The 17838-nt window shown below is 71.1% G+C and carries 16 protein-coding genes and 1 pseudogene; 7 read left to right on the plus strand and 10 right to left on the minus strand.

Features of this window, described 5'->3' with window-relative positions; translation table 11 throughout:
- Positions 1-21 precede the first annotated feature (21 nt).
- A complete protein-coding gene (recQ, locus tag AB0C75_RS31515; RefSeq protein WP_362895229.1) occupies positions 22-2022 on the plus strand; it encodes a DNA helicase RecQ in 2001 nt (666 codons plus the stop codon).
- Between the two features lie 281 nt (positions 2023-2303).
- Here the strand turns inward: recQ and fahA are convergent, their stop codons facing one another.
- From fahA to AB0C75_RS31530, 3 genes are all read right to left on the minus strand, one after another.
- Entirely contained in the window at positions 2304-3530 is a 1227-nt protein-coding gene (gene fahA / locus AB0C75_RS31520) for a fumarylacetoacetase (protein ID WP_362895231.1), read from the minus strand.
- 109 nt (positions 3531-3639) lie between these two features.
- Positions 3640-5634: a CocE/NonD family hydrolase gene (locus AB0C75_RS31525; RefSeq protein ID WP_362895233.1), complete on the minus strand. Its 1995-nt coding sequence runs from the start codon at positions 5632-5634 to the stop codon at positions 3640-3642.
- Positions 5635-5643: 9 nt separating this feature from the next.
- Positions 5644-7143, minus strand: coding sequence for a peptide MFS transporter (locus AB0C75_RS31530; protein WP_362895235.1), 1500 nt, complete (start codon positions 7141-7143; stop codon positions 5644-5646).
- Between the two features lie 156 nt (positions 7144-7299).
- Here AB0C75_RS31530 and AB0C75_RS31535 point away from each other — a divergent pair, with 156 nt between their 5' ends.
- From AB0C75_RS31535 to AB0C75_RS31555, 5 genes are all read left to right on the plus strand, one after another.
- Entirely contained in the window at positions 7300-8310 is a 1011-nt protein-coding gene (locus tag AB0C75_RS31535; RefSeq protein WP_362895237.1) for a polyprenyl synthetase family protein, read from the plus strand.
- A gap of 189 nt (positions 8311-8499) precedes the next feature.
- The gene (locus AB0C75_RS31540; protein ID WP_362895239.1) at positions 8500-9765 is read left to right on the plus strand and encodes a DUF2092 domain-containing protein; all 1266 of its coding nucleotides are present in this window, start codon (positions 8500-8502) and stop codon (positions 9763-9765) included.
- A 115-nt stretch (positions 9766-9880) separates the two neighbouring features.
- Positions 9881-10867 carry an ABC transporter ATP-binding protein gene (locus AB0C75_RS31545; protein ID WP_362895241.1) on the plus strand — a complete coding sequence of 329 codons (987 nt, stop codon included), beginning with the start codon at positions 9881-9883 and terminating at the stop codon, positions 10865-10867.
- Positions 10854-11735, plus strand: coding sequence for an ABC transporter permease (locus AB0C75_RS31550; protein WP_362895243.1), 882 nt, complete (start codon positions 10854-10856; stop codon positions 11733-11735). Before AB0C75_RS31545 ends, AB0C75_RS31550 begins: the two co-directional genes overlap by 14 nt.
- 232 nt (positions 11736-11967) lie before the next feature.
- Entirely contained in the window at positions 11968-12591 is a 624-nt protein-coding gene (locus AB0C75_RS31555) for a TetR/AcrR family transcriptional regulator (protein ID WP_362895245.1), read from the plus strand.
- On the opposite strand, the gene AB0C75_RS31560 is transcribed toward AB0C75_RS31555, so the two are convergent.
- From AB0C75_RS31560 to AB0C75_RS31585, 6 genes are all read right to left on the minus strand, one after another.
- A complete protein-coding gene (locus AB0C75_RS31560) occupies positions 12584-13129 on the minus strand; it encodes an NAD(P)H-dependent oxidoreductase (protein WP_362895246.1) in 546 nt (181 codons plus the stop codon). The genes AB0C75_RS31555 and AB0C75_RS31560 overlap by 8 nt on opposite strands.
- A 107-nt stretch (positions 13130-13236) precedes the next feature.
- Complete coding sequence (locus tag AB0C75_RS31565; RefSeq protein ID WP_362895248.1) at positions 13237-14046, minus strand: HAD family hydrolase; 810 nt, start codon at positions 14044-14046, stop codon at positions 13237-13239.
- Between the two features lie 86 nt (positions 14047-14132).
- A complete protein-coding gene (locus AB0C75_RS31570) occupies positions 14133-14582 on the minus strand; it encodes a VOC family protein (protein ID WP_362895250.1) in 450 nt (149 codons plus the stop codon).
- 35 nt (positions 14583-14617) lie between these two features.
- A complete protein-coding gene (locus tag AB0C75_RS31575; protein WP_362895251.1) occupies positions 14618-15076 on the minus strand; it encodes a hypothetical protein in 459 nt (152 codons plus the stop codon).
- Positions 15077-15131: 55 nt separating this feature from the next.
- Positions 15132-16121, minus strand: a complete 990-nt coding sequence (rarD, locus tag AB0C75_RS31580) for an EamA family transporter RarD (RefSeq protein WP_362895253.1) — start codon at positions 16119-16121, stop codon at positions 15132-15134.
- A 130-nt stretch (positions 16122-16251) separates the two neighbouring features.
- Entirely contained in the window at positions 16252-17112 is an 861-nt protein-coding gene (locus AB0C75_RS31585) for an SDR family oxidoreductase (protein WP_362895255.1), read from the minus strand.
- Between the two features lie 108 nt (positions 17113-17220).
- Between AB0C75_RS31585 and AB0C75_RS31590 the strand changes: the two genes are divergently transcribed.
- Complete coding sequence (locus AB0C75_RS31590) at positions 17221-17625, plus strand: helix-turn-helix domain-containing protein (RefSeq protein ID WP_362895257.1); 405 nt, start codon at positions 17221-17223, stop codon at positions 17623-17625.
- A gap of 46 nt (positions 17626-17671) precedes the next feature.
- Here AB0C75_RS31590 and AB0C75_RS31595 read toward each other — a convergent pair.
- Positions 17672-17838, minus strand: a pseudogene (locus AB0C75_RS31595) (2-oxoacid:ferredoxin oxidoreductase subunit beta); the annotation flags it as partial.

The raw sequence follows: 17838 nt of genomic DNA on the forward strand, positions 1-17838 counted from the left end.
AACGGACGGACGGGCGCGACCATGAGTGTGACGACCGAGAGTGCCGCGCAGCAGACGCTGCACCGGGTGTTCGGGTACGAGACCTTCCGCGGCGAGCAGGGCGCGGTGATCGAGCATGTGGTCGAGGGCGGCGACGCCGTCGTGCTCATGCCCACCGGCGGCGGCAAGTCCCTCTGCTACCAGATCCCCGCCCTCGTCAGGCCCGGCACAGGCGTCGTGATCTCCCCGCTGATCGCGCTCATGCAGGACCAGGTGGACGCCCTGCGCGCGCTCGGCGTCCGCGCGGGCTTCATGAACTCCACGCAGGACTTCGACGAGCGCCGCTCGATGGAGGCCCAGTTCGTCGCGGGGGAGCTCGACGTGCTGTATCTGGCCCCCGAGCGGCTGCGCCTCGACTCGACGCTCGCGCTGCTGGCCCGCGGTGAGATCTCCGTCTTCGCCATCGACGAGGCGCACTGCGTCGCCCAGTGGGGCCACGACTTCCGCCCCGACTATCTGGCCCTGTCCGTCCTGGGCGAGCGCTGGCCCGGCGTACCCCGCATCGCGCTGACGGCCACGGCGACCGACGCCACGCACCGGGAGATCACGCAGCGGCTCGGCATGCCCGACGCCAGGCACTTCGTGGCCAGCTTCGACCGGCCCAACATCCAGTACCGCGTGGTGGGGAAGTCCGACCCGAAGAAGCAGCTGCTGACCTTCCTCAAGGAGGAGCACGCGGGGGACGCCGGCATCGTCTACTGCCTCTCGCGCAACTCGACGGAGAAGGTCGCCGAGTACCTCTGCCGCAACGGCGTCGAGGCCGTGCCGTACCACGCGGGTCTTGACGCCGGCACGCGCGCCGCCCACCAGTCGCGCTTCCTGCGGGAGGAGGGCCTGGTCGTCGTCGCGACGATCGCCTTCGGGATGGGCATCGACAAGCCGGACGTGCGCTTCGTCGCCCACCTGGACCTGCCCAAGTCCGTCGAGGGGTACTACCAGGAGACCGGCCGCGCGGGGCGTGACGGCGCACCCTCCACGGCCTGGATGGCATATGGCCTCCAGGACGTCGTCCAGCAGCGCAAGCTGATCCAGGGCGGAGAGGGCGACGAGGCCTTCCGGCGCAGGGCCGCCTCGCACCTCGACTCGATGCTGGCGCTCTGCGAGACCGTCCAGTGCCGGCGGGCCCAGCTCCTGACGTACTTCGGCCAGGAGCCCGGCGAGCAGACCTGTGGGAACTGCGACACCTGCCTCAGCCCGCCCGAGACCTGGGACGGCACGGTCGTCTCCCAGAAGCTGCTGTCCACGGTGGTCAGGCTGAAGCGGGAGCGTAACCAGAAGTTCGGGGCCGGGCAGATCATCGACATCCTGCTGGGCCGCAGGTCCGCCAAGGTCATCCAGTTCGACCATGACCAGCTCTCCGTCTTCGGTATCGGCGAGGAGCTGGCCGAGGCGGAGTGGCGGGGTGTGGTGCGCCAGCTGCTGGCGCAGGGGCTGCTCGCCGTCGAGGGGGAGTACGGCACGCTGGTGCTGACCGAGGAGAGCGCCTCCGTGCTCGGCCGGGAGCGCGAGGTGCTGCTGCGCAAGGAACCGAAGCGGCCGACGACCCGCTCCGGCGGTTCGGGTGAGCGCAAGGCCAAGTCGGCCGCGGCGGTGGCCGACCTCCCGGCGGAGGCGGTCCCGGTCTTCGAGGCGCTGCGCGCCTGGCGCGGCGCCCAGGCCAAGGAGCTGGGCCTCCCGGCGTATGTGATCTTCCACGACGCGACGCTGCGGGAGATCGCCGCGCTGCGCCCCGGATCCCTGGCGGAGCTGGGCGGCGTCAGCGGCCTGGGCGAGAAGAAGCTCGCGACGTACGGCGAGGGGGTGCTGGAGGTGCTGGCCGGGCTGGGAGACGCGGCCCCGGAGGCGGCCCCCGCCCCGGCTGCCCCGGCCCCGGAGGCGGTCCCCGTACCGGCGGCCCGCACCTCGGTGCCACCCGCCAGGACCCCGGCCCAGGACACGAACCCGGAGTTCGGCTGGGACGAGGAGCCGCCGGAGTTCGAGTGAGCGGGGCCGGGCTCCTGCCAGGCCGGATCGGAGAGGGCGCACAGCAGGGGAGCCAGTGATTCCGGGGCCGGGGAGCGGGTGGCTGCCAGGCCCTTCGCGGCGGCCACCCGGACCTCACGGGACGGGTCGGTCACGGCCCCCGCCGGCGGACCGGCCGGGTCCACCGAGACCCCGGCCGCCGTCACCAGCTACGTTCCGCCGGGCGGACGAGGATCTGCCACCGGGATGCCCGATCCCGGCGCCCGCTGCCCGGACACCCGCTGCCCGGGCACCCCGTGGCATCACCGGGCGGTGATCTGCCCGGTGACCTCACCGAGCCCGACCCGCGTGCCGTGCGGTCCGGGTGCCCAGGCGGTCAGTGTGACGGTGTCGCCGTCCTCCAGGAACGTCCGCTTGCCGTCGGGCAGGTCCAGCGGATCGCGGCCGTTCCAGGTCAGTTCGAGCAGGGAGCCGCGCTGGGCGGGCTCAGCGCCGCTGACGGTGCCGGAACCGTAGAGGTCGCCGGTGCGCAGCGAGGCGCCGTTCACCGTCATCTGCGCCAGCTGCTGGGCCGCCGTCCAGTACATGGAGGCGAACGGCGGCTCGGAGACGGCCCGGCCGTTGATCTCCACCGAGATCCGGATGTCGAAGCCGCCCGGCTCCTCGTCGTCCGCGTCCTCAAGATAGGGGAGCAGCTCGGCGTCGCGGGCGGGCGGCGGCGTGCGGGCCGCGTCCAGGGCCTCCAGCGGGGTGACCCACGCCGACACGGAGGTGGCGAAGGACTTGCCGAGGAAGGGGCCCAACGGCACGTACTCCCAGGCCTGGATGTCCCGCGCCGACCAGTCGTTCAGCAGGGAGAGCCCGAAGACGTGCTCGCGGAAGTCGCCGAGCGCCACGGGGGAGCCCTGCTCCGAGGGGACGCCGACGACGAAGCCGACCTCGGCCTCGATGTCCAGCTTCACCGAGGGGCCGAAGACGGGGGCGGGGTCGGCCGGCGCCTTGCGCTGGCCCGAGGGGCGCACCACATCCGTACCCGAGACGACGACCGTGCCGGCCCGCCCGTGGTAACCGATCGGCAGATGCTTCCAGTTGGGGGTGAGGGGCGCGCTGTCGGGGCGGAAGATCCGCCCCACGTTGGTGGCGTGGTGCTCGCTGGCGTAGAAGTCGACGTAGTCCGCGACCTCGTACGGCAGGTGCAGGGTCACCGAGTCCAGCGGATACAGCAGCGGCTCCAGGTCCGGGCGGTGGGACGGGACCGTCACCCACGCCGTCAGCGCGCGCCTCACATCCCGCCACGCGGTGCGCCCCGCCGCCAGGAGTGGCATGAGGCTCGGCTGCGCCAGCAGTCTGGCGTACGGCGAACCGAGTGCGTGGGCCGCCGCTCCTGCGTCCAGCACGTGTGCGCCCACACGGACTCCGACCCTTCGGTCCTCGGGGTGTCCAGGGGTGGAGAACACGCCGTAGGGAAGGTTGTGCGGACCGAAGGGATCGCCCTCGGCCAGGTCGAGCGGGCTGCTCTGCTCGGGCATCTGTCGCTGCCCCTTTCCAGTCGCTTGAGGACACGGTACGTCGGCGCCGCCGGACGGCGGCAGGGCCTCAAGTAGGCGTAATGCCCGGAAAGTTACGCGTTAACCCTGGTCAGCCCGCCGTGCGGGGGATCCGCTTCTCCCAGGTCCGGTGGAAGACGATCTCTTCGCCGTCCCTGCACACGACCTCGTTGGACGTGATGAAGTCGTCCGCGTCGGCGCTGGTCTCCGAATGCGTCTCGATCCGTACGTCCCAGGACATCTCGGGCCGGTGCAGTCTGATCGTCCAGTCCGAACGGGCGCGCGCCGACAGCGGGTCGTCCTCCTGGATCGTGTACGTCTCCAGCGCGTCCTCGGTGAACTCCAGACCGTCCGGGTAGACGCGCGTGCCGCCGTAGCGGGGGTCGACCTCGAGCCGCCACTCGCCCTTGGCGACGTCCCTGACCACCAGACGCTCGGGGCGCTGCTCGTCGAGCGTGGCCGGGTGGACGACACCGAGCGGCTCCGACTGCTCGGGTTCCCCGAAGGTGATGCCCGGGTCCTCGGTGTGCCGGCGCACCGGGAGCTCGACGAGGCTGCCCTCCGCCTGGAGCGTGAAGCCCGCCGAACCGGCCTGGGGCCAGATCCACGGCCAGTACGAGGACGAGAGGGCGACCCTGATCCGATGGCCGGGCGGAAAGGTGTGCCCGATGCCGTTCAGCTCGAAGTTCACGTACTCGGTCTCTCCGACGGGCCAGTCCTCCGCGCGGTCGCGCCCGTGCCGGGTGGCCAGGTTGAGGGCCCCACGGGTCACCAGGGTGGAGGACCCGTCCGGGGCGACGTCGCAGAGCCGGGCGATCACCTGGCCGCGCGGTACGTCCATCCGGACCAGGAGCGTCACCCGTGGACGGCCGAGGATCTCGATCGGGGTGTCCTCGACCGGGAACTCGAAGCACACGGATTTGGCGTCCTCGTCCCGCTGGTCGGGCGGCAGGTCGGCGTCGTTGCCGAACGGGAAGTAGCGGCCCGCGTCGAGTCCGGTCTGCTGCGGCGAGCGGACGAGCTGCTCGCCGCCCCCCAGGGCGTACGTGACCGGGGCGACGTTCTCCGACGGCCAGGCCGCGTCACCGACCCAGCGTCCTGGCAGCGTCTCGTAGACCGTGGCGGGCGGGTGCGAGCCGCTGATCCAGGAGCGCAACAGGGGCTCGTCCATCACCCCGGTGTCCTCGTCCTTGAGGTGCTGGTCCCACCAGCGCAGCGTCTCCTGGAGGAAGCCGATCGCGGGCCCCGGCGGCAGTCCGCGGTCCGGGTACTGGTGCGACCAGGGGCCGATCAGCCCGCGCACCTGCTCCGGGGCCAGATGCTCGACGAGTCTGAGGACGGTGTCGCGGTACGGGTCGTGCCAGCCGCCCACCGCCAGGACCTTCGCCCGGATGGCGCCGTAGTCCTCGCTGACGCTGCCGTGCTTCCAGTAGGCGTCGCGGGTCTGGTGCGCCAGCCACGTATGGATGAACGGCTCCACCTTTTCCAGCCGCCGCAGCCACATGTCCCGCCAGTCGTCGCCGACGTCCGCCGGGTCCGGGGGCCGGGAGACGAAGGCCAGCATGGTGGAGGCCCAGGCGTGCATGTCCACGCCGAGGACGGAGCCGCCCATGTAGTGGACGTCGTTGTCGTAGCGGTCGTCGGACGAGCACACGGTGACGATCGCCTTCAGCGGCTCGGGGGCGAGCGCGGCGATCTGGAGCGAGTTGAAGCCGCCCCAGGAGATGCCGAACATCCCGACCCTCCCCGAGCACCACTCCTGCCGGGCCAGCCAGTGCACGACCGCGACCCCGTCGGCGAGCTCGGTCGCGTCGTACTCGTCGCCCGGCATGCCCTCGCTGTTGCCGTGCCCGCGGACGTCGACCCGTACGGAGGCGTAGCCGTGGCCCGCGTACCAGGGGTGGCGCTGCCAGTCGCGAGGCGCTGTCCAGTCGCTGAGCCGGTAGGGCAGATACTCCAGCAGGGCGGGCACCGGTTCGTCGGTGACCGGCCGCCAGATCCTGGCGTACAGCTGGGTCCCGTCCGGGAGCGGGATGTAGAGGTCCTCATGGGTGGTCTCGTACGGGAAGTCGGTGCGGATCTGCATGGTGGTACCTCAGTGGACGGGGTGCATGGTGCGCTTGAGCCAGGGAGCGGCGGCGATGACGGCCACACCGGCCGCGACCGCGATAGCGCCATTGACACCGAAGTAGGCGGGGTTGGAGACCTCGCCGTAGAGCTTCACGATCTGTGCCTGGATGCCGTTGGCCAGGGCCAGGGACAGGAACCACAGCGCCATCGTCTGGCTGGCGAAGGCCTTGGGGGCGAGCTTCGTGGTGGCGGACATGCCGGAGGTCTCCAGCAGGATGTCGCCGAGGCCGAGCAGGAGATAGGAGCCGACGATCCACCAGGCGGCCATCTTGTACGTCTCGTCGGAGTGCCCCGAGGTGGGGATGACCATCAGGAGGAAGGAGAGCCCGCCGAGGATCACCCCGATCGCGATCTTGTTCGAGGCGTGCGGCTGGCGTGGCCCCATCCGCGCCCAGACCGCGGCCACGACGGGCGCCAGCGCGACCTCGAAGGCGCCCAGCGCGGAGGCGTACCAGCTCGCCGGGAAGCGGAAGCCGAAGATCTCCGTACGCGCGTTCGTCGAGGCGAGCAGCATCATCGTCGAGTACGCCTGGAAGAGGATGAAGTTGAAGACGACGGAGGCCAGGAACAGCACGACGTACGGCCGGAGCCTGCCGCGTTCCTCCGGGGTGACACGGGGGCTCCTGAACATCACGGCGAAGTACACGACGGGTGCGATCACCGAGACGAGGGTGAGCAGGTCGACGAACCGGTCCATGGTGAGCCGGCCGGCCAGCGCCAGGGCCGTCGCCACCAGGGCGGCCACCACGACGCCGGCCACGATCGTCAGCACGGCCCGGCGCATCGGCCCCGGGGCCAGCGCGTACTCCGCCGTGTGCTTTCGCCCGGCCAGGTGACGCCTGCCCGCGACGTACTGGATCAGACCGAACGTCATGCCGATCGCGGCGGCCGAGAAGCCCCAGTGCCAGCCCGCGTGGTCGCCGAGCCATCCGGTGACCAGCGGCCCGGCGAAGGCGCCGATGTTGATGCCCATGTAGTAGAGCGCGAAGCCGGCGTCGCGGCGCTGGTCGTCGGTGCTGTAGAGCTTGCCGACCATCGAGGCGACATTCGGCTTGAGCAGGCCAGTTCCCGCACTGATCAGGCCGAGGCCCACCCAGGTCATCGTGGCCGTCGGCACGGCCATGGAGTAGTGGCCGCAGGCGATGAGGATGCCGCCGTAGAGGACGGCGCGGTACGAACCGAGGATCCGGTCGGCCAGCCAGCCGCCCGCGACCGACACCAGATAGACCAGGGTGCCGTAGGCGGCGGACACGGACGCGGCGGTGCCCGGGTCCATGCCCATGCCGTCGTCGGCCACCGTGTCGGCGAAGAAGAGGACCAGGATCGCCTGCATCCCGAGGAACGAGAAACGCTCCCAGACCTCAAGACCGGACAGGGTCATCAGGCCCCGGGGCTGACCGAAGAAGGCGTGATCGTCTCCGGGCCGTGGCTGGGCCGGTTCCGTATCGGCCGGGGCATGGGACAAAGCGACAACTCCTGATCGTATGAGCTGATGCCGAACATACCGGCGGTGGCGGGAAGGCGCCCACGGTGATCCAAAGGGGACCGGATACGCTGAGTTGAGTGAGGACAGCGACACATCGACAATCCGTGTGATCGTCAGCAGACAGGAGATCCCCTCGTGACCGTCGTCGGGCCGTTCGGACTGAGCGTGCGGGACCAGGCTCTTGAGGCCGATGTCCAGACCGGTTTGGCCGCTGTCGAGGCGGGGCTTCTGGATGCCACCAAAAGCGAGGTCCCGTTCATCACGGAGGCCGCGCAGCACCTCGTCAGCGCGGGGGGCAAGCGCTTCCGGCCGCTGCTGGTGATGCTCGCTTCCCAGTTCGGTGACCCCGACGCCCCGGGCGTCGTCCCCGCGGCCGTGGTCGTCGAACTGACGCACCTGGCGACGCTGTACCACGACGACGTGATGGACGAGGCGGACGTACGCCGAGGGGTGGAGAGCGCCAACAGCCGCTGGGGCAACTCGCTCGCGGTCCTGACGGGCGACTTCCTCTTCGCCCGTGCCTCGCACATCCTGGCCGACCTCGGGCCTGAGGCCGTCCGTATCCAGGCGGAGGCGTTCGAGCGCCTGGTCACCGGTCAGATCCTGGAGACCGCGGGCCCGCGCGACGGACGCGACCCCGTCGACCACTACATGGACGTGCTGGGCGGCAAGACCGGCTCGCTGGTCGCCGTGTCCGGCCGGTTCGGCGCCCTGATGGCGGGGGCAGACGAGTCGGTCGTCGACATCCTCACCCAGTACGGCGAACGCCTCGGCATCGCTTTCCAGCTCGCCGACGACGTCCTGGACATCGCCTCCGACTCCCACGAGTCGGGCAAGACGCCCGGCACCGACCTGCGCGAGGGCATCCCCACCCTGCCGGTCCTCCATCTGCGCGCCAGGGCACTGGCCGAGGGCCGTCCGCAGGACAAGGAGCTCGTGGCGCTGCTGGACGGCGACCTCGCCGACGACACCCGGCTCGCCGAGGCGCTGAGCGCCCTGCGCGCCCACCCGGCCCTCGAACAGGCGCGGCGCGACACCGTCCGCTACGCCGAGGAGGCGCGGGCGACGCTGGCACCGCTGCCCGAGTGCTACGCCAAGGCCGCGCTCGAGGAGCTGTGCGACGCTGTGGTGCACAGGGCGGGCTGACCCCTAGGGTCTTCTGACTCGGGTCATCCCGTAGAGGTACGCACAGTTGCTCCCGGGGGCTGACGCTTGTCCCCGCCCGATTTGGTCAGATGGAGAACAACCACTCCTGACCACATCGGGTGAGAATGGCGGCGGGGAGTGGATACGCGCAACGGGATGACAGCCGCCGACCACGGAGGTAGAGCACACATGGCACCGAACGACAGCGCAGAGACCAACGGCGAGGCCACGGGCACTGTCGTGGGCCGTCGGAAGGCGGCGCGCTACATCGTCCCGCTCGCGGTGGCGGGCGTGGCGGCGGCGACGATCGGACTCGTCCCGGCGCTCGCGGACTCCGGAGACCCGGATCTGCCGGAGATCACCGCACAGGAACTCATCGAGAAGATCGCCGCGTCGGACGAGGAGCAGCTCTCCGGCACGGTGAAGGTCAGCACCGACCTCGGCATCCCGTCGCTCGGCGGGCTCGCGGGCTCCTTCGCCCAGGGCGCCGGAGTGGGATCGGGGTCGGATGGGGCGAGCGCGTCCCCCGACGCCAAGCTGATGGAGCTCGCCTCCGGGACGCATACGCTCCGGGTCGCGGTCGACGGCGAGGACAAGCAGCGCCTCTCGGTCCTCGGCGAAGGCTCCGAGTACAGCCTCGTCCACAACGGGGACGACATCTGGGGCTACGACAGCGAGAGCAACGAGGTCTACCACGCACAGGCCGAAGGGAAGGCCCGTGCGGGCGGCAAGGCCGCGGACCACAAGGCGGCGCCCGGCACCCCGAAGCAGTTCGCCGACGAGGCCCTGGCCGCCGTCGGTGACACCACGTCGGTCACCGTCGACGGCACGGCGCAGGTGGCGGGGCGCGACGCCTACAAGCTCGTGATCAAGCCGAAGCAGTCCGGTTCGACGATCGGCTCCATCACCGTCGCGGTCGACGCCTCCACCGGCGTACCGCTGAAGTTCACGCTCGCCCCGAGCAGCGGCGGCAAGGCCGCTGTCGACGCCGGCTTCACGAAGGTCGACTTCGCGAAGCCCGACGCCTCCTCCTTCTCCTTCACCCCGCCCAAGGGTGCGAAGGTGACCGAGGCCGACGAGGCGAAGGCAGGCGCCGAGAAGAAGGGCGCCGAGAAGAAGGGCGCGGCGGACAAGGGCGCGGCGGACAAGGCGCAGAAGGACCTGGGCGCACTGGAGGGCTTCAAGGGCGCCAACGTCATCGGCGAGGGCTGGACCGCCGTCGCCAAGATCGAGATCCCGGGCGGGGCGGGGCTGCCCACCCAGGGCTCCGATGGCGCACCCGAACAGGCGCTACAGTTCCTGGACGCGTTCGGCGACAAGGTCACCGGCGACTTCGGCTCGGGCACGCTCTTCAAGACGCGCCTGGTCAACGCCCTGATGACGGACGACGGCAAGGTCTATGTCGGCGCGGTCACCAAGGACGCGCTGGTGAAGGCGGCCGACACCGCCAAGTAGGACACCCCCGTACGCCCCGCCCCGCCGTACCCTCCGTACGGCGGGGCGGTTCGTGCGACAGGGGCGGACGCGGGCCGCGGATGCCGGGCACGGCAGGACAGGACCGGGAGTGCGCATGACCGATACAGCGGCCGCGACGGCCGGGCCGGACACGGAGCCGGAGCACGGTGCGGTGATCGGGACGCGCGGGCTCACCAAGCGCTACCGCGGCGGACAGCTCGCCGTCGACGGGCTGGACCTCGCCGTCCCCGCGGGAAGTGTCTTCGGCTTCCTCGGGCCCAACGGCTCAGGCAAGACCACCACGATCCGGATGCTCATGGGGCTCATCGCCCCGACCTCCGGCACCGCACACGTCCTGGGCCACCCCATGCCGGCCGCGGCCCGCACGGTGCTCCCGCAGGTCGGCGCGCTCATCGAAGGACCCGCGCTGTACGGGTTCCTGACCGGCCGCGACAACCTCGTACGACTCGACTCCGCCGACCCGGCCGCCGATCCCCGCACCCGGCGCGCACGGGTGGAGCACGCCCTGGAACGCGTCGGGCTCGCGTCGGCGGCGGGCAAGAAGGCCAAGGCGTACTCACTCGGGATGAAGCAGCGTCTCGGGCTGGCCGCCGCACTCCTCCAGCCGCGCAGACTGCTCGTGCTGGACGAACCGACCAACGGACTCGACCCGCAGGGCATGCGTGAGATCCGCGCCCTGGTCAGGGAGCTGGCGGGCGAGGGCACCACCGTCTTCCTCTCCTCGCACCTGCTCGACGAGATCGAACAGGTCTGCACCCACGCGGCGGTGATGGCCCGCGGCCGGCTCCTCGTCCAGGGCCCGGTCGCCGCGCTCGCCGCAGGCGCCCGTGGCCGGCTCGCCGTGACCACCCCCGACGCCGGTGACGCGGCCGGCGTCCTCGCGGAGTACGGGGCGACGGGCCTGGTGACCGACGGGGACCGGGTGAGCGCCGACGCGCCGCCCGGCGAGGTGGAACTGGCCGACCTGAACGCGGCCCTGGTGCGGGCAGGCGTCCGCGTACGCGCCTTCGGCGTCGAACGCGCCTCGCTGGAGGACGCCTTCGTCGCACTCACCGGAGAGGGATTCGATGTCGCAGGCTGAACTCACGGCGCTCCCGGCACCCCGTGCGGCGCGTCGTGCGCTGTGGACCTTCGGGATCCTGCGCTCAGAACTGGTCACCACACTCCGCCGGGGGCGCACCCTGGCTCTGCTCGGTGTCCTGGCGGCCGTGCCCGTCCTCATCGGGATCGCCGTCCGGATCGAGACGGGCGGCGGCGCGCGGGGCGGGCCGGGCGGCGGCCCCGCCTTCCTCTCGCAGGTCACCAACAACGGCCTGTTCCTGGTCTTCGCGGCCCTCTCCGCGACGCTCCCCGTGTTCCTCCCGATGGCCGTCGGCGTCATCGCGGGGGACTCCGTCGCGGGGGAGGCGAGCGGCGGCACCCTGCGCTATCTGCTGGTCGCGCCCGCCGGCCGTACCCGGCTGCTGCTCGCGAAGTACGCGTCCGTGCTGGTGTTCTGTCTGGTCGCCACGCTGGTCGTGGCGGCGTCCGCGCTCGCGGCCGGGGCGCTGCTCTTCCCCGTCGGCGAGGTCACGACGATCTCGGGGACCCGGATCGGCTTCGGCGAGGGGCTGCTGCGGGCCGCACTGATCGCGGTCGTGGTGGCGGTGTCCCTCACCGGCTTCGCGGCGCTGGGTCTCTTCGTCTCGACGCTCACCAACAGCGGGATCGCCGCGATGGCGGCCACCGTCGGGGTGCTGATCACCGTGCAGATCCTCGACACGATGCCGCAGCTGGACGGGATCCACCCGTATCTCTTCCCGCACTACTGGCTGTCCTTCACCGACCTGCTGCGCGACCCGGTCTACTGGGACGAGCTGGTCAGGAATCTGGGCCTTCAAGCGGTGTACGCGGCGGTGTTCGGCTCCGCGGCCTGGGCGCGCTTCACGACCAAGGACATCACTGTCTGAGACGGCGTGGAGGCGTAGGCGTCGATGCGTCCGGGAGGCCCGGCACGGACCCGTCCGTACCGTCGGCCGGTCGAGCCGTCCCCCGATCGGCTCGTCGCGGCACGAACGGCACGAACGGTGTAACGCACGGAACGTCACGACACGGTACGTTCCGTTTCCAGCTTGGTCATTGTTCGACTTTTGGCGACGACCTGTCAATAAGCGGTGGGGGGAATCCCCCTATGCTCACCGAATGATCACATCGCCGAGTTCTCTCCGCCGCAGCGAGAGGTCACGACGGGCGACGCTGGACGCCGCTCTGGAGCTGTGCACGGAGAAGGGGTACGGCCGGGTCACCGTCGAGGCCATCGCGGCCCGCGCAGGGGTGAGCAAGAAGACGATCTACCGCTGGTGGCCGTCGAAGGTGGCCGTGATGCTGGAGGCCTTCACCCAGGTGCTCGTCGGTGTCACGCCGTTCGCGGAGACGGGCGACATCGCGGCCGACCTCAGGGCGCACATCAACGCTCTGGTGAGACTGATCTCGACGCCGCCGTACGGGCCGGCCTACTCCGGGATCCTCTCGGAGATGCATCACGACGAAGAGCTCGCGCGGGCGGTCCGCGAGCAGTTGGTCGATCCTCGTTTCGAGGCCGCCGTGGGGCGCCTGCGGCGCGCCCAGGAGCAGGGGCAGATACCGGAGGACGCCGATCTGCCGCTCGCGGTGGAGCTGCTCTACGGCCCCGTCTACTACCGCCACGTGCTGCGGAAGCCGCCGCAGGACGAGGCGACGGTCGCCGCGCTGGTGTCCCATGCCCTGCGGTCCCTGTGCGCGGGCAGCGCACCGGAGGATGCCTCCGCCCCGGGGCACGTCAGCTGAAGAAGACCTTCGCCCGCGCCGCGGCGCCGGTGTCGGCCAGTACGTCGCCGGGCTTGCTGCCGTTGCCCAGCAGCACCCCGCCCCATCGCATCCCGAGGAAGCGCGCCGAATTCCGCAGGGTCCCCACGAGGGGCTCGGCGACCTCCGGGTCGGCGTCCGCGAGTGCGGTGACCCCCCACAGGGTCTTCCCGGCCATCCGCTGCCGGAAGTCGGCCTCGGGGGCCCGCAGCCAGCCCGACCAGTGGTCCAGGTAGCGCTTGGTGGAGGTGGAGACCGCGTACCAGTACAGCGGTGAGGCGATGACGACGTCGGTGGCTGCGAGCGTCGCCTCCAGCAGGGTCGCGGCGTTGCCCGTCGGGGCGGCGTGGCCGTCCGTGTGCCGCCGGTCCTCGAAGTCGGGCAGGGGCAGGTCCCGCAGGTCGAGCCACCGCTGCTGCGTACCGGCGGGAAGCTGCTCGGCCGCGAGCCTGGACAGCGTCTCGGTGTTGCCGTCGGCGCGGCTGCTGCCGAGCAGGAAGAGGAAGGTGCGTGTGGTCATGCCATGCCTCCAGTTGAATGCGTACGACTTTTACCGGCGCACGCATCATATGCATGTGCATTAAGTTGTGGGGCGCGTTCAGCCGAAGAGCCGCTCGGTGAACGGGGTCAGGAGAACAGCCGCTCAAGGACCACCGCGACGCCGTCGTCCTCGTTCGAGAGGGTGATCTCGTCGGCGGCTGCCCGCAGCTCCGGATGTGCGCCGGCCATCGCCACCCGGTGACCGACGCGGCGGAACATGGGCAGGTCGTTCGGCATGTCCCCGAACGCCACCGCGCCGGCGAGGTCACGGCCCAGCGCCTCGGCGGCCAGTGCGATCCCGGTGCCCTTGTCCACGCCGAACGGCGCCAGCTCGACCGTCCCCGGGCCCGCCATCGTGACGGACGCCAGATCGCCCACCGCCCCCCGCGCGGCCGCTGCCAGCTCGTCGTCCGTCAGCTCCGGGTGGCGTATCAGCACCTTGATGAGGGGCGCCGCCCACAGCTCCGCGCGGCTCGCGGACCGTTGTGCGGGAAGCGAAGGGTGCGGCATGCGGTAGCCCGGCTCGGTCAGGGTCCGGCCGTCCGGGCCGTCCTGGTCCACCGCTGCGAACAGCTGTCCCACCTCGGCCTCGATCTTGCCGAGCGCGACGTCGGCCAGATCCCGGTCCAGCGTCGCCGAACGCAGCATGCGGGCCGACCCCGCGTCGTACACCTGGGCGCCCTGCCCGCAGACCACGACCCCGTCGTAGCCGAGGTCCGCGAGCAGGGTGCGTATGCCGGGCACCGGCCGGCCCGTGACGATCAGATGCGGTGCGCCGGCCGACGCCGCACGGGCGAGGGCGGCGCGGGAGCGGCCGCTCACGGTGTCGTCGGAACGCAGCAGTGTGCCGTCCAGATCCGTGGCGACGAGGGTGTATGCGGCGGGTGGCGTGAACATGGGGTCAGCCTAGAGAGATCGCCTTTCCGCCGTACGCCGCTGACCTGCGCGGATGGGCGGGGCCTGTCGCGGATGGCCGTGGCCGGTCAGTGGACGCAGAATTCGTTGCCCTCCGGGTCCAGGAGCACCTGCCAGGACCCGCCCTGCTCCTCGACCCGGCGCAGTACGCTCGCGCCGAGGCCCACCAGCCGTTCCGCTTCGGCCTCGCGCTGCCCCGGGGCCGAGTGGACGTCGATGTGGAGGCGGTTCTTCGCCGTCCTGGGCTCGGGTACGCGCTGGAAGAGCAGCCGGCGCCCGAGCCCGGTCCCGCTCTTCTCCTCGTACGGATCGTCCGGATGCCGCACCGCCGCGAGATCACGCCAGGCGCGGCGACCGTGCGACTCGACGGTGGCGGCCTCGGGCGCGGCACCGGCGCCGAGCAGTTCCTCGATCAGGGCGCTGTGGTCCTCGACGACGTAACCGAGCACCTCGGCCCAGAAGCCGGCCTGAGCGTGCGGGTCCTGGGCATCGATGACGAGCTTCCAGTGCAGGGTCATGGAAGGCGTTTATACCGGCCTGACGCCATGGGACGCTACGAGACTCCGCGCGGCGGGCAGGTCGCGCAGACGTGTTCGTCGCAGGCGGTCAGCAGCTTGCCCGCCGCGGTGCTCACCGCCGGATCGCTGTCCGTGACCAGCCGCTCGGCGGTCGCACGGCCGGCCAGGACCGCCAGGTGCGCGTCCCTGGTCCACTCCTGGTGGTGCGCGTGGTCATGGGCGAGGATCGTCCCCAGCAGCCCGATGACCCCCGCGCGGTCCTTCACGGTTTCCATGGCGGCGAGTTCCCACAGGAACGGCACCGTGGCGACCGTCGCGTCGAACACGGCCAGGGCGCCGATCCACTGCTCCAGATCGCTCAGCGCGTCCTCCGCCGACTCGCTGTCGCCCCAGGCGATCCGTGACAGCATCCCGGGGACCTGGGAGGCGGAGCCCTGGGCATGGCGCAGCTCATGCCACTGAACGTGCCTCATGTCCCTCAGGATCGTCCCCATCCGGGCACTCAACCAGCCTTTGAGGGTGCCGTCCACCATGTCTGCGCGAGAGGTCCTACGTGACGGCAGGGGAGTCCGCGTCCGGCGTCGAAGCGGAGGCTGTACCGGTGGGGGCCGAGGCCTGCGCGGCCCGTACGGCCAGGCGCAGGGCCTCGGCCCTCGTACGCCGTGCCGTCCGCAGCGCATCCCAGGTCAGCAGCATCAGAGCCACCCAGACAAGCGCGAAGCCCGCCCATCGCTCGGGCGGCATCTCCTCGTGGAAGTAGAGAATGCCGAGCGCGAACTGGAACACCGGGGCCAGATACTGCAGCAGGCCGAGCACGGAGAGCGGCACCCGGATCGCCGCGGCGCCGAAACAGACGAGCGGGATCGCGGTGACGAGCCCGGTCGCGGCGAGCAGGGCCCCGTGCCCCGCGCCCCCTGCCAGGAAGGTCGCGTCGCCGCTCGCCCCGAGCCACAGAAGGAACCCGAGCGCGGGCACGAACAGCACGGCGGTCTCGGCGGCCAGGGACTCGAGCCCGCCCATGCCGACCTTCTTCTTCGCCAGGCCGTACGTCGCGAACGAGAACGCCAGCACCAGCGAGATCCACGGCGGCTGCCCGTAGCCGATCGCCAGCACGAGCACCGCCGCGAAACCGGTCGCCACCGCGATCCACTGCGCAGGCCGCAGCCGCTCACCGAGCAGCAGGACGCCCATGGCGATGGTGACCAGCGGATTGATGAAGTAGCCGAGTGACGCCTCCACGACATGACCGTTGTTGACGGACCAGATGTAGAGACCCCAGTTCACCGAGATCACGGTCGCGGCTATCGCGATCAGCCCCAGCCGCCGGGGCTGCCGGATCAGCTCGCCGATCCACGCCCAGCGGCGCACGAACAGCAGGGCGACGGCGACGACGCCCAGCGACCACACCATCCGGTGGGCGAGGATCTCCACCGCACCCGACGGCTCCAGCAGCGGCCAGAAGAGGGGCACGATGCCCCACATCCCGTACGCGCCGATTCCGTACAGCAGACCTGCCCGCTGTTCGCTCTTCCCCTTCACGGGCCCTCCCGGCCGTCCTGGGCCGGCGGTCGGCCGACTGCACGACGGTAGCGCCGGAAGAGCCCTCTGTCATTGCCGTCTCAGGGGAACGGTCGTGACACGACGGCCGCGACGGGCGTCCGGGGCCCGCTCAGACGGCGGCGACGGCCTCGGCGACCGTGTCGGCCAGCGGAGTGGTCGGCCGGCCGGTCAGGCGGGCCAGATCGCCGCTCGTCCCGGCGAGCCGGCCGCGTGCGATGGCCTCGTCGACGTCGACGAGGATCGCGGCGAAGGCCTCGGGAAGCCCGGCGCCCACGAGGATCTCCTGGTGCGCGGCGGCCGGCACGTTCTTGTGGACGATCTCCTTGCCGGTGGCGGCGGCGATCACGGCGGCGTACTCGGAAAGCGACCAGGCCACATCGCCGCTCAGCTCGTACGCGGCGCCGAGGTGCCCGTCGCCGGTCAGTACGGCGACGGCCGCCGCCGCGTAGTCCGCCCGCGTGGCGGAGGAGATGCGCCCGTCGCCCGCGTTGGCGACGACGGCGCCGTGCTCCAGGACGGGTGCGAGATTCGCCGTGTAGTTCTCGGTGTACCAGCCGTTGCGCAGGAAGGTGTGGGGGAGACCCGAGTCGAGGATCAGCTGCTCCGTCGCCTTGTGCTCGTCGGCCAGCAGGAAGTCCGCGTCGGGTCCGCCCAGGACGCCGGTGTAGGCGAGCTGTGCGACCCCGGCCGCCTTCGCGGCGTCGATCACCGCGGTGTGCTGGGGGATCCGCTTGCCGACCTCGCTGCCCGAGACCAGCAGGACCCGGTCGCCGGCCCGGAACGCGTCGGAGAGGGTCTCGGGGCGGTCGTAGTCGGCGATGCGGAGCTCGACGCCCCGGGCGGCGAGTGGCGCGGCCTTGTCCTTGTCGCGGACGACGGCGACGACCTGGTCGGCCGGGACCGTGTCGAGCAGCTGCTCGACGACGAGACGGCCGAGGGCTCCGGTGGCCCCGGTGACGACGATGCTCATGAGGGTTCTCTCCTGAAGGTGCGGATCGTGCTGTACGAGTGGAACAACACTCACCCTAGGAGCTGTACTAACTATGGGATAGTACCCACTTTGAAGTAAGGTACTGGTATGCCCGTAAGCACAAGCATTCTGGACGAAGTGGGCGGTCGCCGCCCGAACGTCAACCAGCAGACCTGTCCCTCCCGGCTGGTCCTCGAACACGTCACCAGCCGGTGGGGAGTCCTCGTGCTCGCCGCGCTGCTGGAGCGCTCCTACCGGTTCAGCGAACTGCGCCGCATGGTCGGTGGGGTCAGCGAGAAGATGCTGGCCCAGACCCTCCAGACACTGGAGCGCGACGGATTCGTGCACCGGGACGCGAAGCCGGTGATCCCTCCCCGCGTGGACTACTCGCTGACCCCGCTCGGCCGGCAGGCCGCCGACCAGGTCTGGGCGCTCGCCCGCTGGTCCGAGCAGCGGCTGGACGAGGTCGAGTCGGCGCGCGCCGCATACGACAGGGACAAGGCCCGGAGCTGACCCTTCCGGGCCGACTCCGGGCCTCGTGGGCCGTGAGGGGCTGCGGTCAGCCGACCACGGTCCAGGTGTCCTTGCCCGCCAGCAGGGCGCTCAGATCACCCTTGCCGTTCTGTTCGACGGCGGTGTCGAGTTGGTCGGCCATGAGGGTGTCGTAGACGGGGCGTTGGACGCTGCGCAGGACGCCGATGGGGGTGTGGTGGAGGGTGTCGGCGT

It is taken from the genome of Streptomyces sp. NPDC048565, assembly GCF_040650935.1.
Lineage (GTDB): Bacteria > Actinomycetota > Actinomycetes > Streptomycetales > Streptomycetaceae > Streptomyces.